The following is a 21139-nucleotide window of genomic DNA, read 5'->3' as shown; positions in this document are numbered from 1 at the left end:
CGAAAGGAGATCTTATGTCGCTGCCTAACTCTTCTCTACCTGCCGTTGTGTTTCTTGATCGAGCTACGATCCCTACTCAAATTGATTTACCGTTGCTTCCCTTTGAACATCAATGGATCGAATACGATTTTACCTCTCCCGAACAGGTTGTTGAGCGCTTGAAAGGTGTGCAAGTTGTGATCACCAATAAGGTGGTGCTTGATCGAGAGCGATTAAGCCAACTGCCAGATCTCAAACTGATCGCTGTGTCTGCAACCGGGTTTAATAATGTGGATATTGAGTATTGTCGTCAGCATGGAATTGCGGTGGCCAATGTTCAAGGCTATGCCACTCAATCGGTGCCTGAACATGTTATTGCGATGATATTTGCTTTAAAGCGCAATCTTAAAGGCTATCACAATGATATTGCAGCGGGAGAGTGGCAGCGTAATAAGCAGTTTTGCTTTTTTACCCACCCTATTACTGATGTGGCTGGGTCAACGCTTGGAGTTATTGGCAGCGGGGCGTTAGGAAGTGCGACGGCTGCATTAGCCAAAGCGATTGGTATGAACGTCATATTCGCAGAACGAAAGAGTGCTCAAAATTGCCGAGAAGGCTTTTATCCTTTTGAACAGGTACTGGCTATGTCGGATGTCATTACACTTCACTGCCCATTGAGCGAGCAAACTAAGAACTTGATTGGTCGACAGGAACTTGCACAGATGAAATCGACTGGCGTTGTGATAAATACCGGCAGAGGTGGATTAGTTGATGAAGAAGCATTGATCGACGCGCTTAAAACTGGTGTGATCGCTGGGGCAGGTGTCGATGTGTTTACTGACGAGCCTGCTGATGAGTCAAATTCATTAATTGCCAATATGCACTTACCCAACCTTTTACTCACACCTCACGTCGCGTGGGGGAGCGATTCATCGATTCAACAATTGGCGAACATTTTGATCGATAACATCACAGCATTTATGGAAGGCAAAAAGCAGAATCGCGTCGTGTAAATTACCTGTGAATTACATTGAAGTTATTGATTTTTATATAAATAGTCAAGTGTGAGCTGGATCGCTGCTTGAGAAGCTTTCTGAATGGTTTTATAGACCTTATTAATAAAATGTAAGAAATTACGTTTTTAAAAATAATTTATAAATCATACGTCAGGAATTTAATCGCTATGGAACAACAACAGCTTACAAACCCCGTCTCATTCAACGGAAGAGGCGGTGAGTTTTTTGGTATTTGGATCGTTAATATTCTTCTTTCGATCATTACTTTGGGAATTTATTCAGCTTGGGCTAAGGTAAGAACCAAACGTTACTTTTATGGCAACACCCATATTGATGGTGACAACTTTGAATATCATGCTCAGCCTATTCAAATTTTAAAAGGACGTTTAGTCGCGTTAGCTGTCGTTTTAGCTTGGTCTATCTCGAGCAACTTTTTCCCAGTAGCAAGCATGGCGTTATTACTGGTGTTTTACGCTGCATTGCCTTGGTTACTTTGGAGCAATGCCCGCTTTGATGCTGCGATGACCAGTTATCGTAACGTTCACTTCTCTTTTACCGCACCACTTAAACAAGCTTACGTTACTTTACTTGGACGTGGTGTTGGTGCGCTATTAATCATAATGACCTACATTGGAATCATTATTGCGGTATCGAGTGTTTCTGTTGTCACTGCGGTATTAATGGGGGCGGGTGCCTTTGTTCTTATGTCAGTGATTTACGCTTGGGTGATTGCAGGCGCGCATCAATTCTTCACCAATGGCTACCAATATGGTGATTGGAAATTCAGTGCTGACTTAAAACTGGGCTTCTTCGTTAAACTGTACCTGAAGGCTCTAATGATGGGTGTGGTTGCAGCGCTCGTTTTCTTACTGATTATGTTCTTCGGCTTAATGGGAAGCCTAGACATGACACAGGTGCTCAATGGTGATTTCAGTTCACTGAGTGAAAATCTAACAGGTGCTTGGCTTATGTTTGCTGCGTATGGCGTGATGATTGTGTTGTCGATTACATTGACGGCATATACCACGACAAGTATCCGTAACTACATCTTCTCTCAATTAGCAGCTAAGCACGAAGAGCAGGCTGACGTTGAATACCAGTTCGTGTCTAAACTAACCGTTTCGAGTTACGTTTGGTTGGTACTATCAAACTTCCTTCTTCAGGTGGTAACACTCGGTATTGCGCGTCCATGGGTGATGGTTCGTACATCTCGCTATCTTGCCGATCGTACGGCAGTGATTGGTGATATGTCATACCTGGTTGCTCGAGACGAAGCATCAGATGTGAAATCTGCGGTCTCTGATGAAGTGGCTCAGGCATTTGATTTAGGTATCGGAATTAGCTAATGCGAATCAAAGGTTCAGCTTTTCCTCCCAATAGCTCAGTACGTCATAGTGCTGAGCTAGACACTTCCCAAGCGGGATTTATCAGTTTAATTGTTGATGATGAAACGATTCGTTGTGATGTTAATTGGATTGAGATAAGTGTCCCAGTTGGCAAGCTTCCGATTCGTTTTAAGCTGCCTGATGGTTGGATGTTCGTTGCTGAACGATCTCCTCAGATAAGCCAATGGCTGAAGGAAAATAGGAAATCTGGATGGGTTGATAAGATCGAAGGCAATGTTTTTGCTTGGATTTTCTCTGCACTGATTTGTCTTTGTGTTGTCATTGGAAGCTATCATTATCTATTACCTTGGGTGAGCCAAAAAGTGGCAGAGTCGGTGCCTGACTATGTGGCTATCGCCTTAGGAAATAAAGTCTTAGACAGCTTCGATGAACATTGGGAGAAGAGTCAGTTACCTGTAAACCAGCAGCAACAAATTCGTTTGCGCTTACAGGAGCATCTCACGCAGCTGTCGCCATTGCCTTATTCCATTGAGGTAGAGTTTCGTTCTTCTGACATGGGAGCCAATGCGTTTGCACTGCCTGGTGGAAAAATTGTTGTGCTCGATGATCTCGTCAAGCTTGCGCAAAGTGATCAACAGCTCGATAGCATTCTTTTGCACGAAGTTGGCCATGTACACCATCAGCACATGTTGAAGAAACTGGTTCATTCGAGCTTGCTGTCTGTCGGAGTCTCCTTGTTGGTTGGGGAGAGTTCGGGTGTGATTGATAATCTTGCAGGTCTTGGTGTGTTCTTTTTGTCTAATGGTCACTCTCGTGAAGCAGAGTTGCAAGCGGACGAATACGCTAAACAGAGTATGCTGACAATTTACGGTAGTAGTGAATCGATGGCTGAAATGTTCGAACTCTTCAGGGCACAAGAGTGGGTTGAAGTCCCCGAGTGGTTGAATTCACATCCAGACTTTGAGCAGCGAATTGAAGCAGCAAGAGAGTAATTGTTTTTCAGTAAACAAAAAAGGCAGCGAAATCGCTGCCTTATTTATTTTTTGAACTCAATTACAGAGCAGCAATGGTTGCCTTCTGCTCTTCAAGCTTCGCTAGTGTCTCTTGGTAACCAACGAGTTTCTCACGCTCTTTGGCGATAACCGCTTCAGGTGCTTTAGCAACGAAACCTTCGTTACCTAGCTTACCTTCGATACGCTTGATTTCGCCGTGCGTTTTCTTCACTTCTTTATCAAGACGAGCAAGTTCTGCATCTTTATCGATAAGACCTGCCATTGGGATCATCAGTTCAGATTGACCGACTAGCTTAGTTGCACAAGCTGGAGTCTCTGCGCCATCAGCAAGAACTGTTAGGCTATCTAGCTTAGCAAGAGAGTTAAGTACTACCTTGTTCGCTTCGATACGCGCCGCGTCTTTCTCGTTAGCAACCTTGATCATTACTTCTAGACCTTTGCTAGGTGCAATGTCGTACTCTGCACGTAGATTACGGATAGCTGCAATGAAAGTCTTAACCCACTCGATGTCTTCTACGATCTCAGCGTTGAAGTTATCTTCGTTAAACTGAGGAAGCGCTTGAGTCATGATAGTGTCGCCTTCAACACCGTCTACTAATGGCTTAACGCTCTGCCAGATAGATTCAGTGATGTAAGGAAGCACTGGGTGAGCAAGACGTAGTGTCTTCTCTAGTACCGTGATCAGCATGTAGCGAGTTGCTTGTTGCTGAGCTTCTGTGCCTTTCCATAGAACCGGCTTAGTTAGTTCGAGGTACCAGTCACAGAATTGGTTCCAGATGAATTCGTAAAGCGTGTTTGCCGCCATGTCTAGACGATAGTTGTCTAGGTGAGCGTTAAACTCTTTCGCTGCTAGTTCAAACTGAGATTCAATCCACTTATCTGCTAGAGAGAATTCCATGTTTGCACGTTCTTCAGCTGATAGTGACATGCCACAATCGTGCTCTTCTGTGTTCATCAGTACGTAACGGCTTGCGTTCCATAGCTTGTTACAGAAGTTACGGTAACCTTCAAGACGCTTCATATCCCAGTTGATGTCACGGCCAGTAGAAGCCATAGCGGCAAGAGTGAAACGCAGTGCGTCAGTACCGTATGGTTCGATGCCGTTTTCGAAAGTCTTACGTGTGTTCTTCTCGATCTTCTTCGCTAGCTGAGGCTGCATCATGTTGCCACAACGCTTTTCTACTAGAGACTCAAGGTCGATACCATCGATCATGTCGATAGGGTCAAGAACGTTACCTTTAGACTTAGACATCTTGTCGCCGTTTTCGTCACGGATTAGGCCCGTTACGTAAACTGTCTTGAATGGTACTTGTGCTTTACCATTTTCATCTTTGTTGAAGTGCATGGTCATCATGATCATACGCGCAACCCAGAAGAAGATGATATCGAAGCCAGTTACTAGAACGTCTGAAGGGTGGAATGTCTTCAGATCTTCAGTTTGCTCAGGCCAGCCTTGAGTACCGAATGTCCATAGTGCAGAAGAGAACCATGTATCGAGTACGTCGTCGTCTTGGCGAAGAACCACAACTGGTGCAAGGTTGTTGTTTGCACGTACTTCTTCTTCGGTACGGCCTACGTATACGTTGCCATCGTTGTCGTACCATGCTGGGATACGGTGACCCCACCAAAGCTGACGAGAGATACACCAGTCTTGAATGTCACGCATCCAAGAGAAGTACATGTTTTCGTACTGCTTAGGCACGAACTGGATCTCGCCATCTTCAACCGCTTTAACAGCAGGCTCAGCAAGAGGTGCAGCGCGTACGTACCATTGGTCAGTGAGCATTGGTTCGATAACCACGCCACCACGGTCGCCGTAAGGAACTGTTAGGTCGTGATCTTTAATCTCGTCAAGAAGGCCAAGCTCTTCAAATTCCGCAACGATAGCTTTACGTGCAGCAAAACGCTCCATGCCGTGGTACTTAGCAGGTAGTTCAGTTGAGTAAACATCGCTAGCTTCGCCGTTAGTGGTGAAGACTTCAGCTGCATCACGGATGTCTGCGTTGAAGGTTAGGATGTTGATCATTGGTAGGTTGTTACGCTTACCAACTTCGTAGTCATTGAAATCGTGCGCAGGCGTGATCTTCACACAACCTGTGCCTTTTTCCATATCTGCGTGCTCATCGCCTACGATAGGGATCAGACGGTTAACGATAGGAAGTAGGATCTCTTTACCGATAAGATCTTTGTAGCGTGGATCTTCTGGGTTTACAGCAACACCAGTATCACCAAGCATTGTCTCAGGACGAGTCGTCGCAACAACAATGTAGTCTTTACCTTCTGCTGTCTTCACGCCGTTTGCTAGCGGGTAGCGGAAGTGCCACATGTGGCCTTTTTTGTCTTTGTTTTCAACTTCAAGATCAGAAATTGCAGTGTGCAGTTTAGGATCCCAGTTTACTAGACGCTTACCGCGGTAGATTAGGTCTTCTTCGTATAGACGAACGAATACCTCTTGAACGGCATTAGACAGACCGTCATCCATCGTGAAGCGTTCACGATCCCAGTCAACAGATGCGCCAAGGCGACGAAGCTGTTTAGTGATTGTGCCGCCAGACTCGTTTTTCCACTCCCAGATTTTGTCGATGAAAGCATCACGACCGTAATCGTGCTTAGTTTTACCTTCTTCTGCAGCGATCTTACGCTCTACAACCATCTGAGTAGCGATACCGGCGTGGTCAGTACCGACTTGCCAAAGAGTGTTTTTACCCTTCATGCGTTCAGCACGGATTAGAGTATCCATGATCGTATCTTGGAACGCGTGGCCCATGTGTAGGCTACCAGTGACGTTCGGTGGCGGGATCATGATGCTGTAAGCTTCTTTAGTCGTGTCACCGTGTGGCTTGAAGTAGCCTTTCTCTTCCCAAGCTTGGTATAAAGCTTGTTCAATTGAAGTTGGGTTATATGTCTTTTCCATAGTACTCATTTACTGGATACGTTGATGGTAATCGTAGTCAATCTTTATAAGTGAACTCTCTAAATGGAGAGCTTAACTATAAGGATTGACCGGTTGCATATTTTGTTGCTGTTAGCTGTGCGCGATCTCGATCGTTTGTAGCTGATAGCCAGCTTGACGGTAGATTTTATATCTTTCTCGCGCCAGTTGCTTGGCTTTTTCTTCGCAAGGGACGAAGTCTACCACCTCTGCAAACTTGTTCGCAAAGGTTGTCTCATTTTCAGCCAAATTTATTACCAATTGCCTGTTCCAAGTGGGTTTGACCGCTTGATAACCGATCTCGATATTGGTTGCGTATTTTGGGCCTTCACCGACTAAATTATGAGCGATAAATTGAGTGGGGTCGACTTGCCAAAATCGTTCAGCGAGCTGCTCTGCGTGTGGTTTATCATTACAATTGAGATAGACTTTAGCGCCTTGTTTAGCAAAATGCTGAGCAAGAAAAAGCACGTATTCACCAAACCCATCCTCTGTCGCTTGAGGTGAGTTATCTGCAATAAGGTAAAACGTAGCGTTAGCCATAAATCATCCCCCGCTTGATAAAGATAAATCAGCGCAATTAAAAAAGGGCCTTTCGGCCCTTTTCATTATTTCGAGGTTTGTTCCTCAGTCTCTTGGCCACTTCGATTAAGTAAGAATTGGACAAGCATTGAGACTGGGCGACCGGTCGAACCTTTCGCTGCACCTGACTTCCACGCAGTACCTGCGATATCAAGGTGCGCCCAGTGGTATTTCTTCGCGAACTTCGATAGGAAACAACCCGCAGTGATAGTGCCCGCAGGACGACCACCGATGTTAGCCATATCCGCAAATTGGCTCTTCAGCTGCTCGTGGTACTCGTCAGCCATTGGTAGACGCCATGCACGGTCGCTCGCTTGCTCAGAAGCATTAACTAGCTCATGAGATAGCGGGTTATGGTTAGAGATAACCGCACTGATGTTGTGACCAAGAGCCATGATACAAGCGCCTGTTAGAGTTGCGACGTCAACGACACACTCTGGTTCGAAGCGTTCAACGTAAGTCAAAGCATCACAAAGAACTAAACGACCTTCAGCATCAGTATTTAATACTTCAACAGTTTGGCCCGACATAGTTGTTAGGATATCACCAGGACGGTAAGCGTTGCTGCCTGGCATGTTTTCACAGCCCGCAAGAACACCAACAACGTTTAGTGGTAAGTTTAGCTTCGCTAGTGCTTTCATTGTACCGAATACAGACGCTGCACCACACATGTCGTACTTCATCTCATCCATGCCTTCGCTTGGCTTGATAGAAATACCGCCTGAATCGAAAGTAAGGCCTTTGCCGACAAGCACGATTGGTTTTGCTTCTGGATCTGGATTGCCCTTGTACTCCATGATTGACATCATAGATTCATTCTTAGAGCCACGACCTACCGCTAGGTAAGAGGTCATGCCCAGTTTTTCCATCTCTTGCTCACCAATGATCTTGGTTGTTACCGTCTCGTAATCATCCGCTAGGCGACGAGCTTGAGAAGCTAGGTAAGCTGGGTTTGCAATGTTTGGTGGCATGTTGCCAAGATCTTTTGACGCTTTCACACCAGACGCGATAGCTAAACCGTGTGCGATTGCTTTTTCGCCTAGGTTTAACTCACGACGTGTTGGTACGTTAAATACTAGCTTACGTAGTGGGCGACGCGTTTCTGGTTTTACGCTCTTGAACTGATCAAAGGTGTATAGACCATCTTTAGTCGCTTCAACCGCCTGGCGCACTTTCCAGTACGTATCGCGACCTTTAACGTGCAGTTCTGTAAGGAAACATACTGCTTCCATCGAGCCGGTTTCGTTTAGCGTGTTGATCGTCTTTTGAATAATTTCTTTGTATTGACGTTCGCCTAGCTCGCGCTCTTTACCACAACCTACGAGTAGAACTCGCTCTGAAAGGACACCTGGTACTTGATGAAGCAGTAGCATCTGCCCTGGTTTACCTTCTAGGTCACCACGGCGAAGTAGTGAACTAATATAGCCATCGCTGATTTTATCGAGCTGCTCAGCTACTGGAGAAAGACGGCGTGGTTCAAACACACCTACAACGATACATGCGCTACGTTGCTTCTCTGGGCTACCACTCTTTACACTGAACTCCATGCGTACTCCTACATCCTGAAGACAAATAGAACTAAATGTTAGATAATGTCGTCTTACTTGTTGATTCCTTAGTCGGAACTATCCTTAAATAAGCGCGTTAACAGTTAGCCAAAAATTTAAAAAATAAAAGGTTCAACGGGAAATTATAGTGATTCAATTAAAAAAACAAGTTTTGTATAGGTAATTTCAGCGTGATTATTGTTAGATATTTGATCCGCGAGACACTCAAGAGCCAATTAGCCATCTTTTCGGTACTTTTACTGGTCTTTATTAGTCAGACTTTTATCAAGGTGCTAGGAGATGCAACTGATGGTGATATTCCCGCTCGCCTAATTTTATCCATTGTTGGTTTGAACATTCCTAAAATGGGGTTGTTGATGCTGCCGATGAGTTTGTATATCGGTATTTTGCTTACCTTTGGTCGATTATACAGCGAAAGTGAAATTACCGTCATGAATGCGACAGGGATGGGAAGTAAACCTCTGATTCGTGCCGCGATGTCATTGGCATTGATTACGACTGTAATTGCAGCATTTAACTCACTTTACCTAGCACCGTGGGCATTAGAAAAAGAAGCGCAGCTTACCGAGCAAGTAGCAGCTGAAAATAGCGTTGATCTGTTAAAAGCTGGCCAGTTCCAACGTACACCTGACGGCTCTTCTGTGGTGTTCATTGACGAAATCAAAGACAAAAAGTTGAACAATGTCTTTGTTGCTCAGTTAAGTGCGCGTGACAGTATTTTACCGAGTGTAATGTTCTCCGATTCAGGCAAAGTGAAAGAAACCAAAGATGGTCGCCAAATGATCGTTATGCAAGATGGCACCCGATACGAAGGTATTCCAACCCGACTCGATTACATGGTCACTGAATTTGAACAATACAGTGGTGTGATTGGTGAGCGTGAAGTTGAGGCGAGAAAGCGCAGCTGGGGTGCAATCCCAACGCTAGAGTTGATTGATGATCCCGATCTATGGGCGCAAGCCGAATTGCAATGGCGAATTTCTCTGTTTATTTGTATTCCTCTGCTTACTATGTTGGTTGTTCCTTTATCCGCGGTGAATCCTCGTCAAGGGCGCTTTGCTAAGATGGGGCCAGCCATTCTGACCTATTTCGTCTATTTCATTACCGTAACAACGATGAAATCTGCGATTGAAGATGGGGATATTCCCACCATTGTAGGTATGTGGCCCGTCAATTTCGCGCTTTTAGTCGCAGCCATTACGGTTAATGTAATAGACAGCGTTCCTGTACGCAGAATGAAAGACAAATTTAAACAGCGTAAGGTGGCGTAAACCGTGTTTAAGATTTTAGATCTCTATATTGGTCGCACTATTATCGCGACAACGGCTATGGTTTTGGCAACCTTAGTGGGTCTTTCCGGGGTGATACGTTTCGTTGAGCAACTTCGTAGTGTAGGTAAGGGGAGTTATGACCTCCTCAATGCCTTTTACTTTGTTATGCTGGGCGTCCCGCGTGATATCGAAATGTTCTTTGCAATGTCCGTATTGCTTGGCGCTTTGATTGGCTTGGGCATGTTGGCTTCAAGCTCTGAATTGGTGGTCATGCAAGCGTCGGGTTACTCAAAGTTAGATATCGGTACTTCTGTGCTAAAAACCGCCATCCCCTTGATGCTAGTGATTATGGCTTTGGGTGAGTGGGGGGCTCCGCCAGCACAAAAAATGGCGCGTGAACTGCGTTCTTTCTCTCTATCAGGTGGTCAAATTGTGTCGGTTAGGAGTGGTGTCTGGGCGCGGGATGCTAATGACTTTATCTTTATCTCCAAAGTGGAAAATGACTCTTTATATGGCTTAAAAGTGTGGCGCTTTGATGATAACAAGCAGTTGTTCCAAGTGATTTTCGCTCCAACGGTAGATTACCAAGGTGACAATCAATGGTTAATGCATGATGCGCAAATTACCGATATGGCCGATAAAGTGGAATTAGCTAAATCAACGGTGGAAGAATATCATTGGTCCACATCTTTGGTTCCAGACAAGCTAGAAGTTGTGAAGGTCAAGCCTGAAGAATTAGCTGTCAGTGGCTTGTATGACTATGTGACCTACTTAAACGAATCTGAGCAAGACTCTTCACGTTATGAATTGGCTTTGTGGCGTAAAGTGACTCAGCCGTTTTCAATTGCAGTGATGATGTTATTAGCCCTGTCATTTGTTTTTGGTCCGCTGCGTAGTGTCAGCATGGGGGCAAGAATTTTGTCTGGTGTGGTTGCTGGATTTACCTTTTATATCTCGAGTGAGTTCTTTGGTCCGCTGGCTCTGGTTTATGGTATACCACCAGCCTTTGGCGCTGTGATGCCAAGTATTGTGTTCTTATCAATTGCGGTCATGTTGTTGAGAAGAAAGCTCTGAGAATAATACACGTTGTACTATGAAAAACGGCAGCCAATCGGCTGCCGTTTTTGTTAGTAGTAGCAAGAAGTCTAGAGAAGTTTTTTCAAGCGGTACAACTCTTCTAATGCTTGACGCGGCGTTAAATCATCGGGGTCGATGTTGGCTAATGCTTCCTCAACTTCGCTTGGTTCTGGAATTAAGCTCAATTGATTCGCGATATCGACCGCTGAACTGCTTGTAGGTGTTGCATTGTCGTTTTGGCTTAGCAACTCAAGCTGAGACAGTTTGGCGCGCGCATTTTTAATGACACTCTTTGGCACGCCAGCAAGGCCAGCCACAGCAAGACCATAAGATTTGCTTGCCGCTCCTTCTTGGACGGCGTGCATAAAGGCAATGCTGTCACCATGCTCGACTGCATCAAGATGGACATTGGCTAAATGAGGGATCTGGTTTGGTAGCTCAGTTAGCTCGAAGTAGTGAGTAGCAAACAGGGTCATTGAACCTAATTCTTTCGCTAACCACTCAGCACTTGCCCAAGCCAATGATAGACCATCGTAAGTACTGGTGCCGCGACCAATCTCATCCATCAAGACTAAGCTATTTGCTGTCGCGTTATGTAGAATATTAGCCGTTTCAGTCATCTCGACCATGAAGGTTGAGCGACCGGAGGCGAGATCATCAGACGCGCCGATACGGGTAAAGATGCGATCAATAGAGCCTATTTGCGCAGACTCAGCAGGTACATACGAACCAATATGTGCCATTAACGCAATCAGTGCAGTTTGACGCATGTAGGTCGACTTACCACCCATGTTTGGACCGGTAATGATCAACATTTTACGTTGCGGGTTTAGTTCAATCGGGTTGGCGATAAAGGGTTCATCCATGACCTGCTCAACCACGGGGTGACGGCCAGACTGAATATGAATGCCAGCTTCTTTGGTCAAACTTGGTCGACAATAGTCTAAGTTATCTGCTCGCTCTGCTAAGTTCTGCAATACATCTATTTGCGACAGTGCCGAAGCGAGATTTTGCATCTGCTCTAGGTGCGGCATCAACAAGTCAAATAGTGCTTCCCAAAGCTGCTTTTCAAGCGCTAGTGCTTTCGATTTGGAGTTGAGTACCTTGTCTTCGTGCTCTTTCAACTCTGGAATGATGTAGCGTTCTGCGTTTTTCAACGTTTGACGGCGTACATAGTGAGGAGGAACTAAATGACTTTGGCCACGGCTTACTTGAATAAAGAAGCCATGCACATTGTTGTAACCCACTTTGAGCGAGTCGATGCCGTGACGTTCACGTTCATCTTGCTCCATCTTCTCTAGATACTCGGTTGCCCCGTCTGCCAATTTACGCCATTCGTCGAGCTCTTCGTTGTAACCTTCTGCGATAACACCACCATCGCGAATGACCACTGGCGGGTTCTCTTTAATAGCTCTTTCTAGAAGCTCACACACCTCATCCATCGGCGCAGTGAATTGAGCGAGTTTCGTTAAATATGGATGAGCGACGCTGCTCATGACTTCTGCGAGTTCTGGGAGTTGCTGCATCGCGAATCGTAGGCGCGCCATATCACGTGGTCTTGCGCTACGAAGGGCAAGGCGAGCTAAGATACGTTCAATATCACCGACTTGCTTAAGAACGGGATGCAGGTCAGTAAATAGCGCATTGTCTTTCAATTCGGCAATGGCATCGAGTCGATGGTTGAGGGTATCAATGTCGCGCATTGGCTGGTGCAGCCAACGTTTTAGCATTCGGCTACCCATAGCCGTTGACGTATGGTCGAGTACTTCCGCTAAGGTGTTGTCTGTGCCGCCAGCGAGGTTTTGGGTGATCTCCAAGTTACGGCGGGTGGCCGCATCAAGAATGACTGAGTGATCTTGGCGATCAAACGTGAGCGAGCGAATATGTGGTAGCGCTGTACGTTGAGTGTCTTTTACATATTGAATCAAACAACCTGCCGCGCAAAGGCCGAGCTTAGCTTTCTCGACGCCAAAACCGACCAAGTCGCGTGTGCCAAACTGTTGGTTGAGTTGCTGCTTGGCGGTATCCAGTTCAAATTCCCACACTGGACGACGGCGATTGCCGTTGCGTGAAGACATCAAATGAACAGGCTCGAAATCTTCCGAAAACAGAAGTTCACGAGGGGCGGTGCGTTGTAATTCAGCAGCCATCGCTTCTTCTGTTTCTGGCTCCATGAGCTGGAATCGGCCCGACGTGACATCAAGTGTCGCATAACCAAATTTGCCATTTTCGTAGTAGATCGCCGCAATCAAGTTATCGATGCGTTCAGAGAGTAGTGCTTCATCTGTTACGGTACCTGGCGTTACGATGCGTACAACGGCACGCTCAACGGGACCTTTACTGGTCGCAGGATCGCCGATTTGTTCACAGATAGCGACGGACTCACCAAGCTGAACTAATTTGGCCAGATAACCTTCAACCGCATGAAATGGTACACCCGCCATAGGGATTGGTTCACCTGCAGATGCGCCACGTTTGGTTAAAGAGATATCGAGCAATTGAGAGGCACGTTTGGCATCATCGTAGAAAAGCTCATAGAAATCTCCCATGCGGTAAAACAGCAAGATATCTGGGTTCTCAGCTTTTAGCTTGAGGTACTGCTGCATCATGGGCGTGTGCTTATGCTTTTCTTTTTCAGGTAATGCTTTCACGGGTTATGTCTTTTGTTTATTTCTATTGCGGCTTAGGATACGTGAATCGCTAGTGAGCGGAAAGATGCAAAAAGAGGATTTAGACATGGAATCACAGCAAAATCTGTCTCTTCGGTTAGGAGAGCTACTTCGCCAACATAAATTGGTAATGACGACGGCTGAATCTTGCACAGGTGGTGGTGTGTCGGCTGCCATTACCGATATTGCGGGCAGCTCTGCTTGGTTTGATCGTGCTTTTATTACTTACAGTAACGAAGCGAAAATGGAAATGCTCGGAGTACAAGCAGCAACCTTAGAGGCGTATGGCGCTGTGAGTGAAGTGACGGTAAAAGAGATGGTATTGGGTGCGCTGGAAAACTCTCGCGCGTCTATTGGTGTTTCTATTAGCGGCATTGCAGGCCCTGGCGGTGGAACGGATGATAAACCCGTTGGTACAGTCTGCTTTGCCTGGGCAGATGAAAAAGGCTGGTTACACGTAAGTACCTATCAGTTCGACGGTGACAGAGAACAAGTACGCCAACAAGCGGTATATACGGCACAGCAAGTACTGGTTGAAAAACTGCTTGGTCACAGTGAGTCGTAAGTAGCAGAAATTAAAATTTCATAAAAATTAGATAGATATCATCAAATCCCAAAAAAAACTCCTACAGGTATAGACACTGTATGAATCAACAGTATAATGACTTTCATTGATTGTTTAGCGATAAAAGCTGAACGGAAGAATTTGATTGATAGTCATCAGTAAATAGATGAGTCATTTGGAGAAAGTGATGGACGAGAACAAACAGAAAGCGCTCGCCGCTGCGCTAGGTCAGATCGAAAAGCAATTCGGTAAAGGTTCGATTATGCGCCTTGGTGACAACCGCACCATGGATGTTGAAACGATTTCAACGGGTTCACTTTCTCTAGATATCGCACTGGGTGCAGGTGGTCTACCAATGGGCCGTATCGTAGAAATCTATGGTCCAGAATCATCAGGTAAAACAACGCTAACACTTGAGTGTATCGCTGCAGCACAAAAGCAAGGTAAAACCTGTGCATTTATCGATGCTGAGCATGCGCTTGATCCTATCTACGCTAAGAAGCTTGGTGTTGATATCGATGCGCTATTAGTGTCTCAGCCAGATACTGGTGAACAAGCGCTAGAAATCTGTGATGCTCTTGCTCGCTCTGGTGCTATTGACGTTATGGTTGTCGATTCAGTTGCAGCATTAACGCCTAAAGCTGAAATCGAAGGCGAGATGGGCGATAGCCACATGGGTCTTCAGGCTCGTATGCTTTCTCAAGCAATGCGTAAGCTAACAGGTAACTTAAAACAGTCTAACTGTATGTGTATCTTCATCAACCAAATCCGTATGAAGATCGGTGTAATGTTCGGCAACCCTGAAACCACTACTGGTGGTAATGCACTTAAGTTTTACGCATCTGTTCGTCTAGATATTCGCCGTACTGGTTCTATCAAAGAAGGCGACGAAGTTGTAGGTAACGAAACTCGCATTAAAGTGGTTAAGAACAAGATTGCAGCGCCATTTAAACAAGCAGAAACGCAAATTCTTTATGGCCAAGGCTTTAACCGTGAAGGCGAACTTATCGACCTAGGTGTGAAGCACAAACTGATTGAAAAAGCGGGTGCTTGGTACAGCTACAACGGTGACAAGATTGGTCAAGGTAAAGCAAACGCAGGTAAGTTCCTACGTGAGAACACTGAAGCCGCACAGACGATTGATGCGAAACTTCGTGAAATGCTACTTTCACCAGTTGAGCTTCAGCCAGAAGATTCTGAGCTAGGTGCTGCACCTGAGAAAGAAGAGCTATAAACCTTTTCGAAACAAATATTCAAAGCCCTGCATCATTGCAGGGCTTTTGCGTTTCTCACATTGCTCCTTACCGATAAGTCATTTCAGTAGGAGAGGGCAACTTACTTAATGTCAAACTTGCTATCCGGTCAATTCAATGTTTCAAAAAAAACCGCCTACATTGTCGAGTAAAGAAGCCGCGATTCAACTTTTGAGTCGTCGTGATCACGGCGAGTATGAACTTTATCAAAAGCTATCTTTGAAAGGGTATACGGAACAAGATGTCCAAGCAGCCGTCAATTTTTGCATTGATCACAACTACCTTGATGATTTGCGTTATGCCAAGAGTCAGGTGAGGCAGCATGTTTATAAAGGACATGGTGAACGCCGGATTCGTCAAGAGTTATCGCAAAAACGAGTCGCAGATTCAGTGATTGAAGCTGCTTTTGAACAAGAGCCACAAGATTGGTTTGAATTAGCAAAAAGTGCCGCTGAGAAGAAATTCAAAGGAATCAAAGCAAAAGATCAAAAAGAGTACGCGAAACAAGTCCGTTTTCTTCAATATCGCGGCTATAGCTTTGAACAAATCAGTTATGCATTAAGCAGTGAAAATGAAGAATAAACGGCAAACTAGATGCTAATTTGATGATTTAATTTTAATTCTCCAATCAAAAAGCTCTTTTCTGCAAGAAAACTAGTCGTAGCGTTAACCATGATCTACAATAGCGCAAAATTCTAACTCGACTATTTTCAGGAAGAGCTGCATGTACATGAGCACTGATGAGGTTCGTAACGCGTTCCTCAAGTTCTTTGAGAGCAAAGGACACCAAATCGTAGAAAGTTCATCGTTAGTTCCGCATAACGACCCAACCCTGCTATTCACAAACGCAGGTATGAACCAATTCAAAGATTGCTTTTTAGGCGCCGAAAAGCGTGCCTATACACGAGCAACTACGGCTCAGCGCTGTGTACGTGCGGGTGGTAAACACAACGATCTAGAAAACGTTGGTTTTACGGCTCGTCACCACACATTCTTCGAAATGCTAGGTAACTTCAGTTTTGGTGACTACTTCAAAGAAGACGCGATTGCGTTTGCTTGGGAATTCCTAACTGAAACACTACAACTTCCAAAAGATCGTCTATTGGTGACTGTTTACGAAACTGATGATGAAGCATTTGAAATTTGGAATAAGAAAGTAGGCGTGCCAGCTGATCGTATCGTTCGCATTGGCGACAAAGAAGGCGGTAAGCAGTTCGAATCAGATAACTTCTGGACAATGGGAGACACAGGTCCTTGTGGTCCATGTACTGAGATTTTCTACGATCACGGTGAACACATTTGGGGTGGCCGCCCTGGCACACCAGAAGAAGATGGTGACCGTTTCATCGAGATCTGGAACAACGTATTTATGCAATTTAACCGTCATGCTGATGGCACGATGGAAGCGCTACCTAAACCTGCTGTTGATACAGGTATGGGGATCGAACGTATTTCTGCAATCATGCAAGGCGTTCACTCAAACTACGAAATTGATGTATTCCAAAAGCTAATCAAAGCAACAGCAGAGGTTGTAGGACATGAAGACCTGTCAAACCAATCGCTACGTGTTATCGCTGACCACATCCGTTCTTGTTCATTCCTAATCGCTGATGGCGTTATGCCTTCAAACGAAGGCCGTGGTTACGTTCTACGTCGTATTATTCGTCGTGCAGTTCGTCACGGTAACAAACTGGGTGCGAAGGGCGTATTCTTCCACAAACTTGTTGGTGTGCTAGCGGAAGTGATGGGCAGCGCAGCTGATGAGCTTAAAAAGCAACAAGCTATTGTGGAAAAAGTACTTCGCATTGAAGAAGAAAACTTTGGCCGCACACTAGAGCGCGGCATGGTTATCCTGAATGAAGCACTAGACGCACTTGAAGGTAAAGAACTTGACGGTGAAACAGTATTCAAGCTTTACGATACATACGGTTTCCCAGCTGACTTAACTAATGACGTTGCTCGTGAGCGTGATTTCACTATCGACGAAGCGGGTTTTGAGAAAGCGATGGAAGAGCAGCGTCAACGCGCTCGTGAAGCTGGCCAATTTGGTACTGACTACAACGCAACGATCAAAACTGAAGCTGAAACTGAATTCTGTGGTTACACAGGTACCCAAGGTAAGAGCGATGTGGCTGAAATCTTCGTTGAAGGTGAAGCAGCACAGTCTCTATCGGCAGGCGACAAAGCTATCATCATCCTTGGTGAAACACCATTCTACGCAGAATCAGGCGGTCAGTGTGGTGATGCTGGTGTACTTAAAACGGCATCAGGTCTATTCAAAGTAGAAGATACTCAGAAATTAGGTAACGCAATTGCGCACCACGGTGTTCTAGCTGAAGGTGTACTAGCGAAAGGTGATGAAGTTGAAGCGATTGTCGATGCAGAACGTCGCGCTGCAATCTCTCTAAACCACTCAGCAACGCACCTATTGCACGCAGCACTGCGTCAAATTCTTGGTGAGCACGTCGCTCAAAAAGGTTCATTGGTTAAGCCAGACAACCTACGTTTTGACTTCTCTCACCTAGAAGCGGTAACACCAGCAGAGCTAAAAGAAGTAGAGCGTCTAGTGAACGCACAGGTTCGTCGCAACCACGTTATCGAAACTAACGTGATGGACATTGAATCAGCGAAGCAGAAAGGTGCAATGGCACTGTTCGGTGAGAAGTACGATGATGAAGTTCGTGTACTTTCTATGGGTGAGTTCTCAACCGAGCTTTGTGGTGGTATCCACGCATCAAATACTGGTGATATTGGTCTATTTAAGATCACTTCTGAAGGTGGTATCGCGGCTGGTGTTCGTCGTATTGAAGCGGTAACGGGCGAAGCTGCGCTCGATGCACTTGAAGCGCAACAAGCTAAATATGAAGAGAAGTTAGCTGAGTCAGCTTCAAAAGCAAAATCGCTAGAGAAAGAAATCCAAAAGCTGAAAGACAAGATGGCAGCGGCAGAAAGCGCGAACATCATGGGTAAAGCTCAGGAAATTAACGGCGTTAAAGTTCTTATCGCAGGTATGGAAGGTGCTGATAGTAAGAACCTACGTACCATGGTTGACGACATCAAAAACCAGATGGGTAGCGGTGTTGTTATGCTAGCAAACGTGAATGACGGCAAGATCGGTTTAATCGCAGGTGTGACGAAAGATCTTATCGGCAAAGTGAAAGCGGGCGATCTTGTGAAGATGGTTGCTGAGCAAGTTGGTGGTAAAGGCGGTGGTCGTCCTGATATGGCTCAAGCTGGTGGTACCGATGTGTCGGCTCTTCCTGCTGCGATTCAGTCAGTGCAGCCATGGCTAGAAGAACGCTTATAAATTTAGATTTATAAATATTTACGCTCAATCAGTTATTTGATTGAGCGTAATTTTTTTAAGTTAACCAAGTGGTTTAATTGAACGTTGTAACGACGGTCGAGTGAATCACTTGGTTTTTGTTATTACTACTGCACGCAATATTCAACATGTTGAGTGTGGTTCGAATGAGACTTTGGTCTTGGGAAGGTGAAGACTGGTGAAAAAGCCCCTTATCGTGCAAAAGTTTGGCGGAACTTCTGTGGGTTCAATAGAACGAATCCATACGGTAGCTGAACACATCATAAAGGCGAAAAATGATGGTAATCAAGTTGTTGTCGTGGTTTCTGCAATGTCAGGTGAAACCAATAGACTGATGGACCTTGCTCGACAAGTCGACAGCGTTCCAACAGCCCGCGAGCTTGATGTTTTGCTCTCTGCTGGTGAGCAGGTGTCCATGGCGCTATTAGCAATGACGCTGAATAAACTCGGTCATGCAGCACGCTCACTCACCGGAGCACAGGCAAATATTGTGACGGATAACCAACACAACGATGCTACGATTAAACACATTGATACTTCTTCAATTGAAGAGCTGCTAGAACAAGATCAGATTGTTATTATTGCAGGGTTTCAAGGTATTAATGACAACGGGGATATCACTACACTAGGTCGCGGTGGATCTGATACCAGTGCTGTGACGCTAGCAGGTGCGTTGAATGCCAATGAATGTCAGATATTTACTGATGTTGACGGCATTTATACGTGCGATCCGAGAGTGGTTGCTACTGCTCAGAAGTTGGAGGTGATCGATTTCCCTTCAATGGAAGAGATGGCACGCAAAGGCGCAAAGGTACTTCACCTGCCTTCAGTACAATATGCATGGAAAAACAACGTTCCTCTTCGAGTTCTGTCTACGTTTGATACCAACAGCGGCAGTCTAGTTAAAGGAGAGGAGTGTCAAAGCCCGGTTTGTGGTGTCGCGATTCAGCGCGATATGTGCTTGATCAAAATTGAAAAAGAGGCATTTTCGGGGCTGAAAAAGCAATGCCAAATGCTAGGTATTACCATTTGGAATGTGATCGAGCATGCAGAATGGGTAGGTGTAGTGATAAAACATGATGCTTATGCAAAACTGGAACTGGTTTTCAGCGAGAAAATCCGTAATAGTGAGGCGGTAAGTTTGCTGACAGCTGTCGGCCTTCATGTCGAAGGACTGGTTGAAAAGTCTTACGCCTTGCTAACTCAGCAGGGGATTAGTGTTGAGCATTACGCCGTTAACCCGCAATCGTTAATGCTGGTGTTGTTACCAGAATGTGTCGACAAAGCGGCCAACATACTGCATGATGCTTACATAACTTCTGCAGAGGCACTCGATTGCCTGCAAAAACATGCCTTTTTAGGCTAGATTCGAGCCACAATAGAGTTTACGAAAATATAACTTTTGTTGGATAATAGCCTTGTAGCAAGATAAATCAGAGATTACTCAAGGAGCACAGAATGCTAATTTTAACTCGCCGTGTTGGCGAAACTCTAATGATCGGTGATGAAGTAACAGTAACTGTACTAGGTGTTAAAGGTAACCAAGTACGTATCGGTGTTAACGCTCCTAAAGAAGTGTCAGTGCACCGTGAAGAAATTTACATGCGCATTCAGGCAGAAAAAGGTAATGGTAACGTTGCATCAGGCAACTACTAATTACGTGGAAAGGCTGGCAGATAATGTCAGCCTTTTTTGTATCGGCACCGGGTGTTTTTTTAGCAAAAAGAGCGAATTAACACCGCTTTGATTAAATACCCAACGGTCAGCAAGTTTTTTGCTGATTTTGCCAAGAAAATGTTTGACATATTTTTGGTAAATCGTAATATGTGCCTCCGCAAGACGGTGAGGTGGCCGAGAGGCTGAAGGCGCTCCCCTGCTAAGGGAGTATACGGCTTGATACCGTATCGAGGGTTCGAATCCCTCCTTCACCGCCATTCTTGCTTCTTCTTCGGAAGAATTGTTCTTCGGAACAGCTTTAAAACAACTTTCTGTAGCAAGAAAGTATAGCGCGTCCTTAGCTCAGCTGGATAGAGTACCTGGCTACGAACCAGGCGGTCGGAGGTTCGAATCCTCCAGGACGCGCCATAATTTCCTTACCAGGGAATAAAAAACGGTGAGGTGGCCGAGAGGCTGAAGGCGCTCCCCTGCTAAGGGAGTATACGGCTTGATACCGTATCGAGGGTTCGAATCCCTCCCTCACCGCCATTAATTGGCCTGATGGTCAATTTTTTGTTTTAAAGTAAAATTAGTGTGATATACTTCACAATCTGCGCGTCCTTAGCTCAGCTGGATAGAGTACCTGGCTACGAACCAGGCGGTCGGAGGTTCGAATCCTCCAGGACGCGCCACTCTTTAGGGTTTCTTCAAAATGATGAACTCCTGATATTGATAGAGATTAATCTTGTCGATAACAAAAAACTGCGCGTCCTTAGCTCAGCTGGATAGAGTACCTGGCTACGAACCAGGCGGTCGGAGGTTCGAATCCTCCAGGACGCGCCACTCTTTAGGGTTTCTTCAAAATGATGAACTCCTGATATTGATAG

15 protein-coding genes and 5 tRNA genes are annotated in these 21139 nt (G+C 45.4%); 16 read left to right on the top strand and 4 right to left on the bottom strand.

Annotation, left to right across the window (positions count from 1 at the left end; genetic code table 11):
• Positions 1 to 14: 14 nt before the first annotated feature.
• From GVO60_RS18695 to GVO60_RS18685, 3 genes are all read left to right on the top strand, one after another.
• Complete coding sequence (locus GVO60_RS18695) at positions 15 to 992, top strand: D-2-hydroxyacid dehydrogenase (protein ID WP_159656785.1); 978 nt, start codon at positions 15 to 17, stop codon at positions 990 to 992.
• Between the two features lie 170 nt (positions 993 to 1162).
• Complete coding sequence (locus tag GVO60_RS18690) at positions 1163 to 2341, top strand: YjgN family protein (RefSeq protein WP_159656783.1); 1179 nt, start codon at positions 1163 to 1165, stop codon at positions 2339 to 2341.
• Complete coding sequence (locus GVO60_RS18685; protein ID WP_159656781.1) at positions 2341 to 3333, top strand: M48 family metallopeptidase; 993 nt, start codon at positions 2341 to 2343, stop codon at positions 3331 to 3333. Before GVO60_RS18690 ends, GVO60_RS18685 begins: the two co-directional genes overlap by 1 nt.
• Before the next feature lie 61 nt (positions 3334 to 3394).
• Here GVO60_RS18685 and GVO60_RS18680 read toward each other — a convergent pair whose 3' ends face one another.
• From GVO60_RS18680 to pepA, 3 genes are all read right to left on the bottom strand, one after another.
• Entirely contained in the window at positions 3395 to 6268 is a 2874-nt protein-coding gene (locus GVO60_RS18680; protein WP_159656779.1) for a valine--tRNA ligase, read from the bottom strand.
• A 111-nt stretch (positions 6269 to 6379) separates the two neighbouring features.
• Positions 6380 to 6829, bottom strand: coding sequence for a DNA polymerase III subunit chi (locus tag GVO60_RS18675; RefSeq protein ID WP_159656777.1), 450 nt, complete (start codon positions 6827 to 6829; stop codon positions 6380 to 6382).
• A gap of 65 nt (positions 6830 to 6894) precedes the next feature.
• A complete protein-coding gene (gene pepA, locus GVO60_RS18670) occupies positions 6895 to 8415 on the bottom strand; it encodes a leucyl aminopeptidase (protein ID WP_159656776.1) in 1521 nt (506 codons plus the stop codon).
• Positions 8416 to 8606: 191 nt separating this feature from the next.
• On the opposite strand from pepA, the gene lptF reads away from it, so the two are divergent.
• Both lptF and lptG read left to right on the top strand, forming a co-directional pair.
• On the top strand, positions 8607 to 9707 hold the full coding sequence (gene lptF / locus GVO60_RS18665; protein WP_159656774.1) for an LPS export ABC transporter permease LptF: 1101 nt from the start codon (positions 8607 to 8609) through the stop codon (positions 9705 to 9707).
• A gap of 3 nt (positions 9708 to 9710) precedes the next feature.
• Positions 9711 to 10781 (top strand): LPS export ABC transporter permease LptG, encoded by a 1071-nt coding sequence (gene lptG, locus GVO60_RS18660; RefSeq protein ID WP_159656772.1) that lies wholly within the window; start codon positions 9711 to 9713, stop codon positions 10779 to 10781.
• A gap of 71 nt (positions 10782 to 10852) precedes the next feature.
• On the opposite strand, the gene mutS is transcribed toward lptG, so the two are convergent.
• Positions 10853 to 13393, bottom strand: coding sequence for a DNA mismatch repair protein MutS (gene mutS, locus GVO60_RS18655; RefSeq protein ID WP_159656935.1), 2541 nt, complete (start codon positions 13391 to 13393; stop codon positions 10853 to 10855).
• Positions 13394 to 13520: 127 nt separating this feature from the next.
• Between mutS and pncC the strand changes: the two genes are divergently transcribed.
• The 11 genes from pncC to GVO60_RS18600 all read left to right on the top strand — a co-directional run bounded on the left by pncC (position 13521) and on the right by GVO60_RS18600 (position 21095).
• Positions 13521 to 14018: a nicotinamide-nucleotide amidase gene (pncC, locus tag GVO60_RS18650; protein ID WP_159656937.1), complete on the top strand. Its 498-nt coding sequence runs from the start codon at positions 13521 to 13523 to the stop codon at positions 14016 to 14018.
• A 187-nt stretch (positions 14019 to 14205) separates the two neighbouring features.
• Complete coding sequence (gene recA / locus GVO60_RS18645; protein WP_159656770.1) at positions 14206 to 15252, top strand: recombinase RecA; 1047 nt, start codon at positions 14206 to 14208, stop codon at positions 15250 to 15252.
• 136 nt (positions 15253 to 15388) lie between these two features.
• The gene (gene recX, locus GVO60_RS18640) at positions 15389 to 15853 is read left to right on the top strand and encodes a recombination regulator RecX (protein ID WP_159656769.1); all 465 of its coding nucleotides are present in this window, start codon (positions 15389 to 15391) and stop codon (positions 15851 to 15853) included.
• A gap of 142 nt (positions 15854 to 15995) precedes the next feature.
• Positions 15996 to 18578 (top strand): alanine--tRNA ligase, encoded by a 2583-nt coding sequence (gene alaS, locus GVO60_RS18635; protein WP_159656767.1) that lies wholly within the window; start codon positions 15996 to 15998, stop codon positions 18576 to 18578.
• Between the two features lie 196 nt (positions 18579 to 18774).
• Positions 18775 to 19962 carry an aspartate kinase gene (locus GVO60_RS18630; protein WP_159656765.1) on the top strand — a complete coding sequence of 396 codons (1188 nt, stop codon included), beginning with the start codon at positions 18775 to 18777 and terminating at the stop codon, positions 19960 to 19962.
• Positions 19963 to 20054: 92 nt separating this feature from the next.
• Positions 20055 to 20252 carry a carbon storage regulator CsrA gene (gene csrA / locus GVO60_RS18625; protein ID WP_004415691.1) on the top strand — a complete coding sequence of 66 codons (198 nt, stop codon included), beginning with the start codon at positions 20055 to 20057 and terminating at the stop codon, positions 20250 to 20252.
• Between the two features lie 185 nt (positions 20253 to 20437).
• A tRNA-Ser gene (locus GVO60_RS18620) sits at positions 20438 to 20530 on the top strand.
• A 74-nt stretch (positions 20531 to 20604) separates the two neighbouring features.
• Positions 20605 to 20681 (top strand) — tRNA-Arg (locus GVO60_RS18615).
• Between the two features lie 27 nt (positions 20682 to 20708).
• A tRNA-Ser gene (locus GVO60_RS18610) sits at positions 20709 to 20801 on the top strand.
• 66 nt (positions 20802 to 20867) lie between these two features.
• Positions 20868 to 20944, top strand: a tRNA-Arg gene (locus GVO60_RS18605).
• A 74-nt stretch (positions 20945 to 21018) separates the two neighbouring features.
• A tRNA-Arg gene (locus GVO60_RS18600) sits at positions 21019 to 21095 on the top strand.
• Positions 21096 to 21139: the final 44 nt, after the last annotated feature.

It is taken from the genome of Vibrio atypicus (assembly GCF_009811315.1).
GTDB classification, from domain to species: Bacteria; Pseudomonadota; Gammaproteobacteria; order Enterobacterales; family Vibrionaceae; genus Vibrio; species Vibrio atypicus.
The sequence above is the reverse complement of the archived record's forward strand: the minus strand, read 5'-3'. Positions and strand labels throughout refer to the sequence as shown.

Bases quoted from the DNA above. Each gene is read 5' to 3' on its own strand.
- GVO60_RS18685 (WP_159656781.1), top strand. From the start codon at position 2,341: ATGCGAATCAAAGGTTCAGCTTTTCCTCCCAATAGCTCAGTACGTCAT.
- mutS (WP_159656935.1), bottom strand. From the start codon at position 13,393: ATGATGCAGCAGTACCTCAAGCTAAAAGCTGAGAACCCAGATATCTTG.
- alaS (WP_159656767.1), top strand. From the start codon at position 15,996: ATGTACATGAGCACTGATGAGGTTCGTAACGCGTTCCTCAAGTTCTTT.
- GVO60_RS18695 (WP_159656785.1), top strand. From the start codon at position 15: ATGTCGCTGCCTAACTCTTCTCTACCTGCCGTTGTGTTTCTTGATCGA.
- pncC (WP_159656937.1), top strand. From the start codon at position 13,521: ATGGAATCACAGCAAAATCTGTCTCTTCGGTTAGGAGAGCTACTTCGC.
- recA (WP_159656770.1), top strand. From the start codon at position 14,206: ATGGACGAGAACAAACAGAAAGCGCTCGCCGCTGCGCTAGGTCAGATC.
- GVO60_RS18680 (WP_159656779.1), bottom strand. From the start codon at position 6,268: ATGGAAAAGACATATAACCCAACTTCAATTGAACAAGCTTTATACCAA.
- pepA (WP_159656776.1), bottom strand. From the start codon at position 8,415: ATGGAGTTCAGTGTAAAGAGTGGTAGCCCAGAGAAGCAACGTAGCGCA.
- GVO60_RS18675 (WP_159656777.1), bottom strand. From the start codon at position 6,829: ATGGCTAACGCTACGTTTTACCTTATTGCAGATAACTCACCTCAAGCG.
- csrA (WP_004415691.1), top strand. From the start codon at position 20,055: ATGCTAATTTTAACTCGCCGTGTTGGCGAAACTCTAATGATCGGTGAT.
- GVO60_RS18690 (WP_159656783.1), top strand. From the start codon at position 1,163: ATGGAACAACAACAGCTTACAAACCCCGTCTCATTCAACGGAAGAGGC.
- recX (WP_159656769.1), top strand. From the start codon at position 15,389: ATGTTTCAAAAAAAACCGCCTACATTGTCGAGTAAAGAAGCCGCGATT.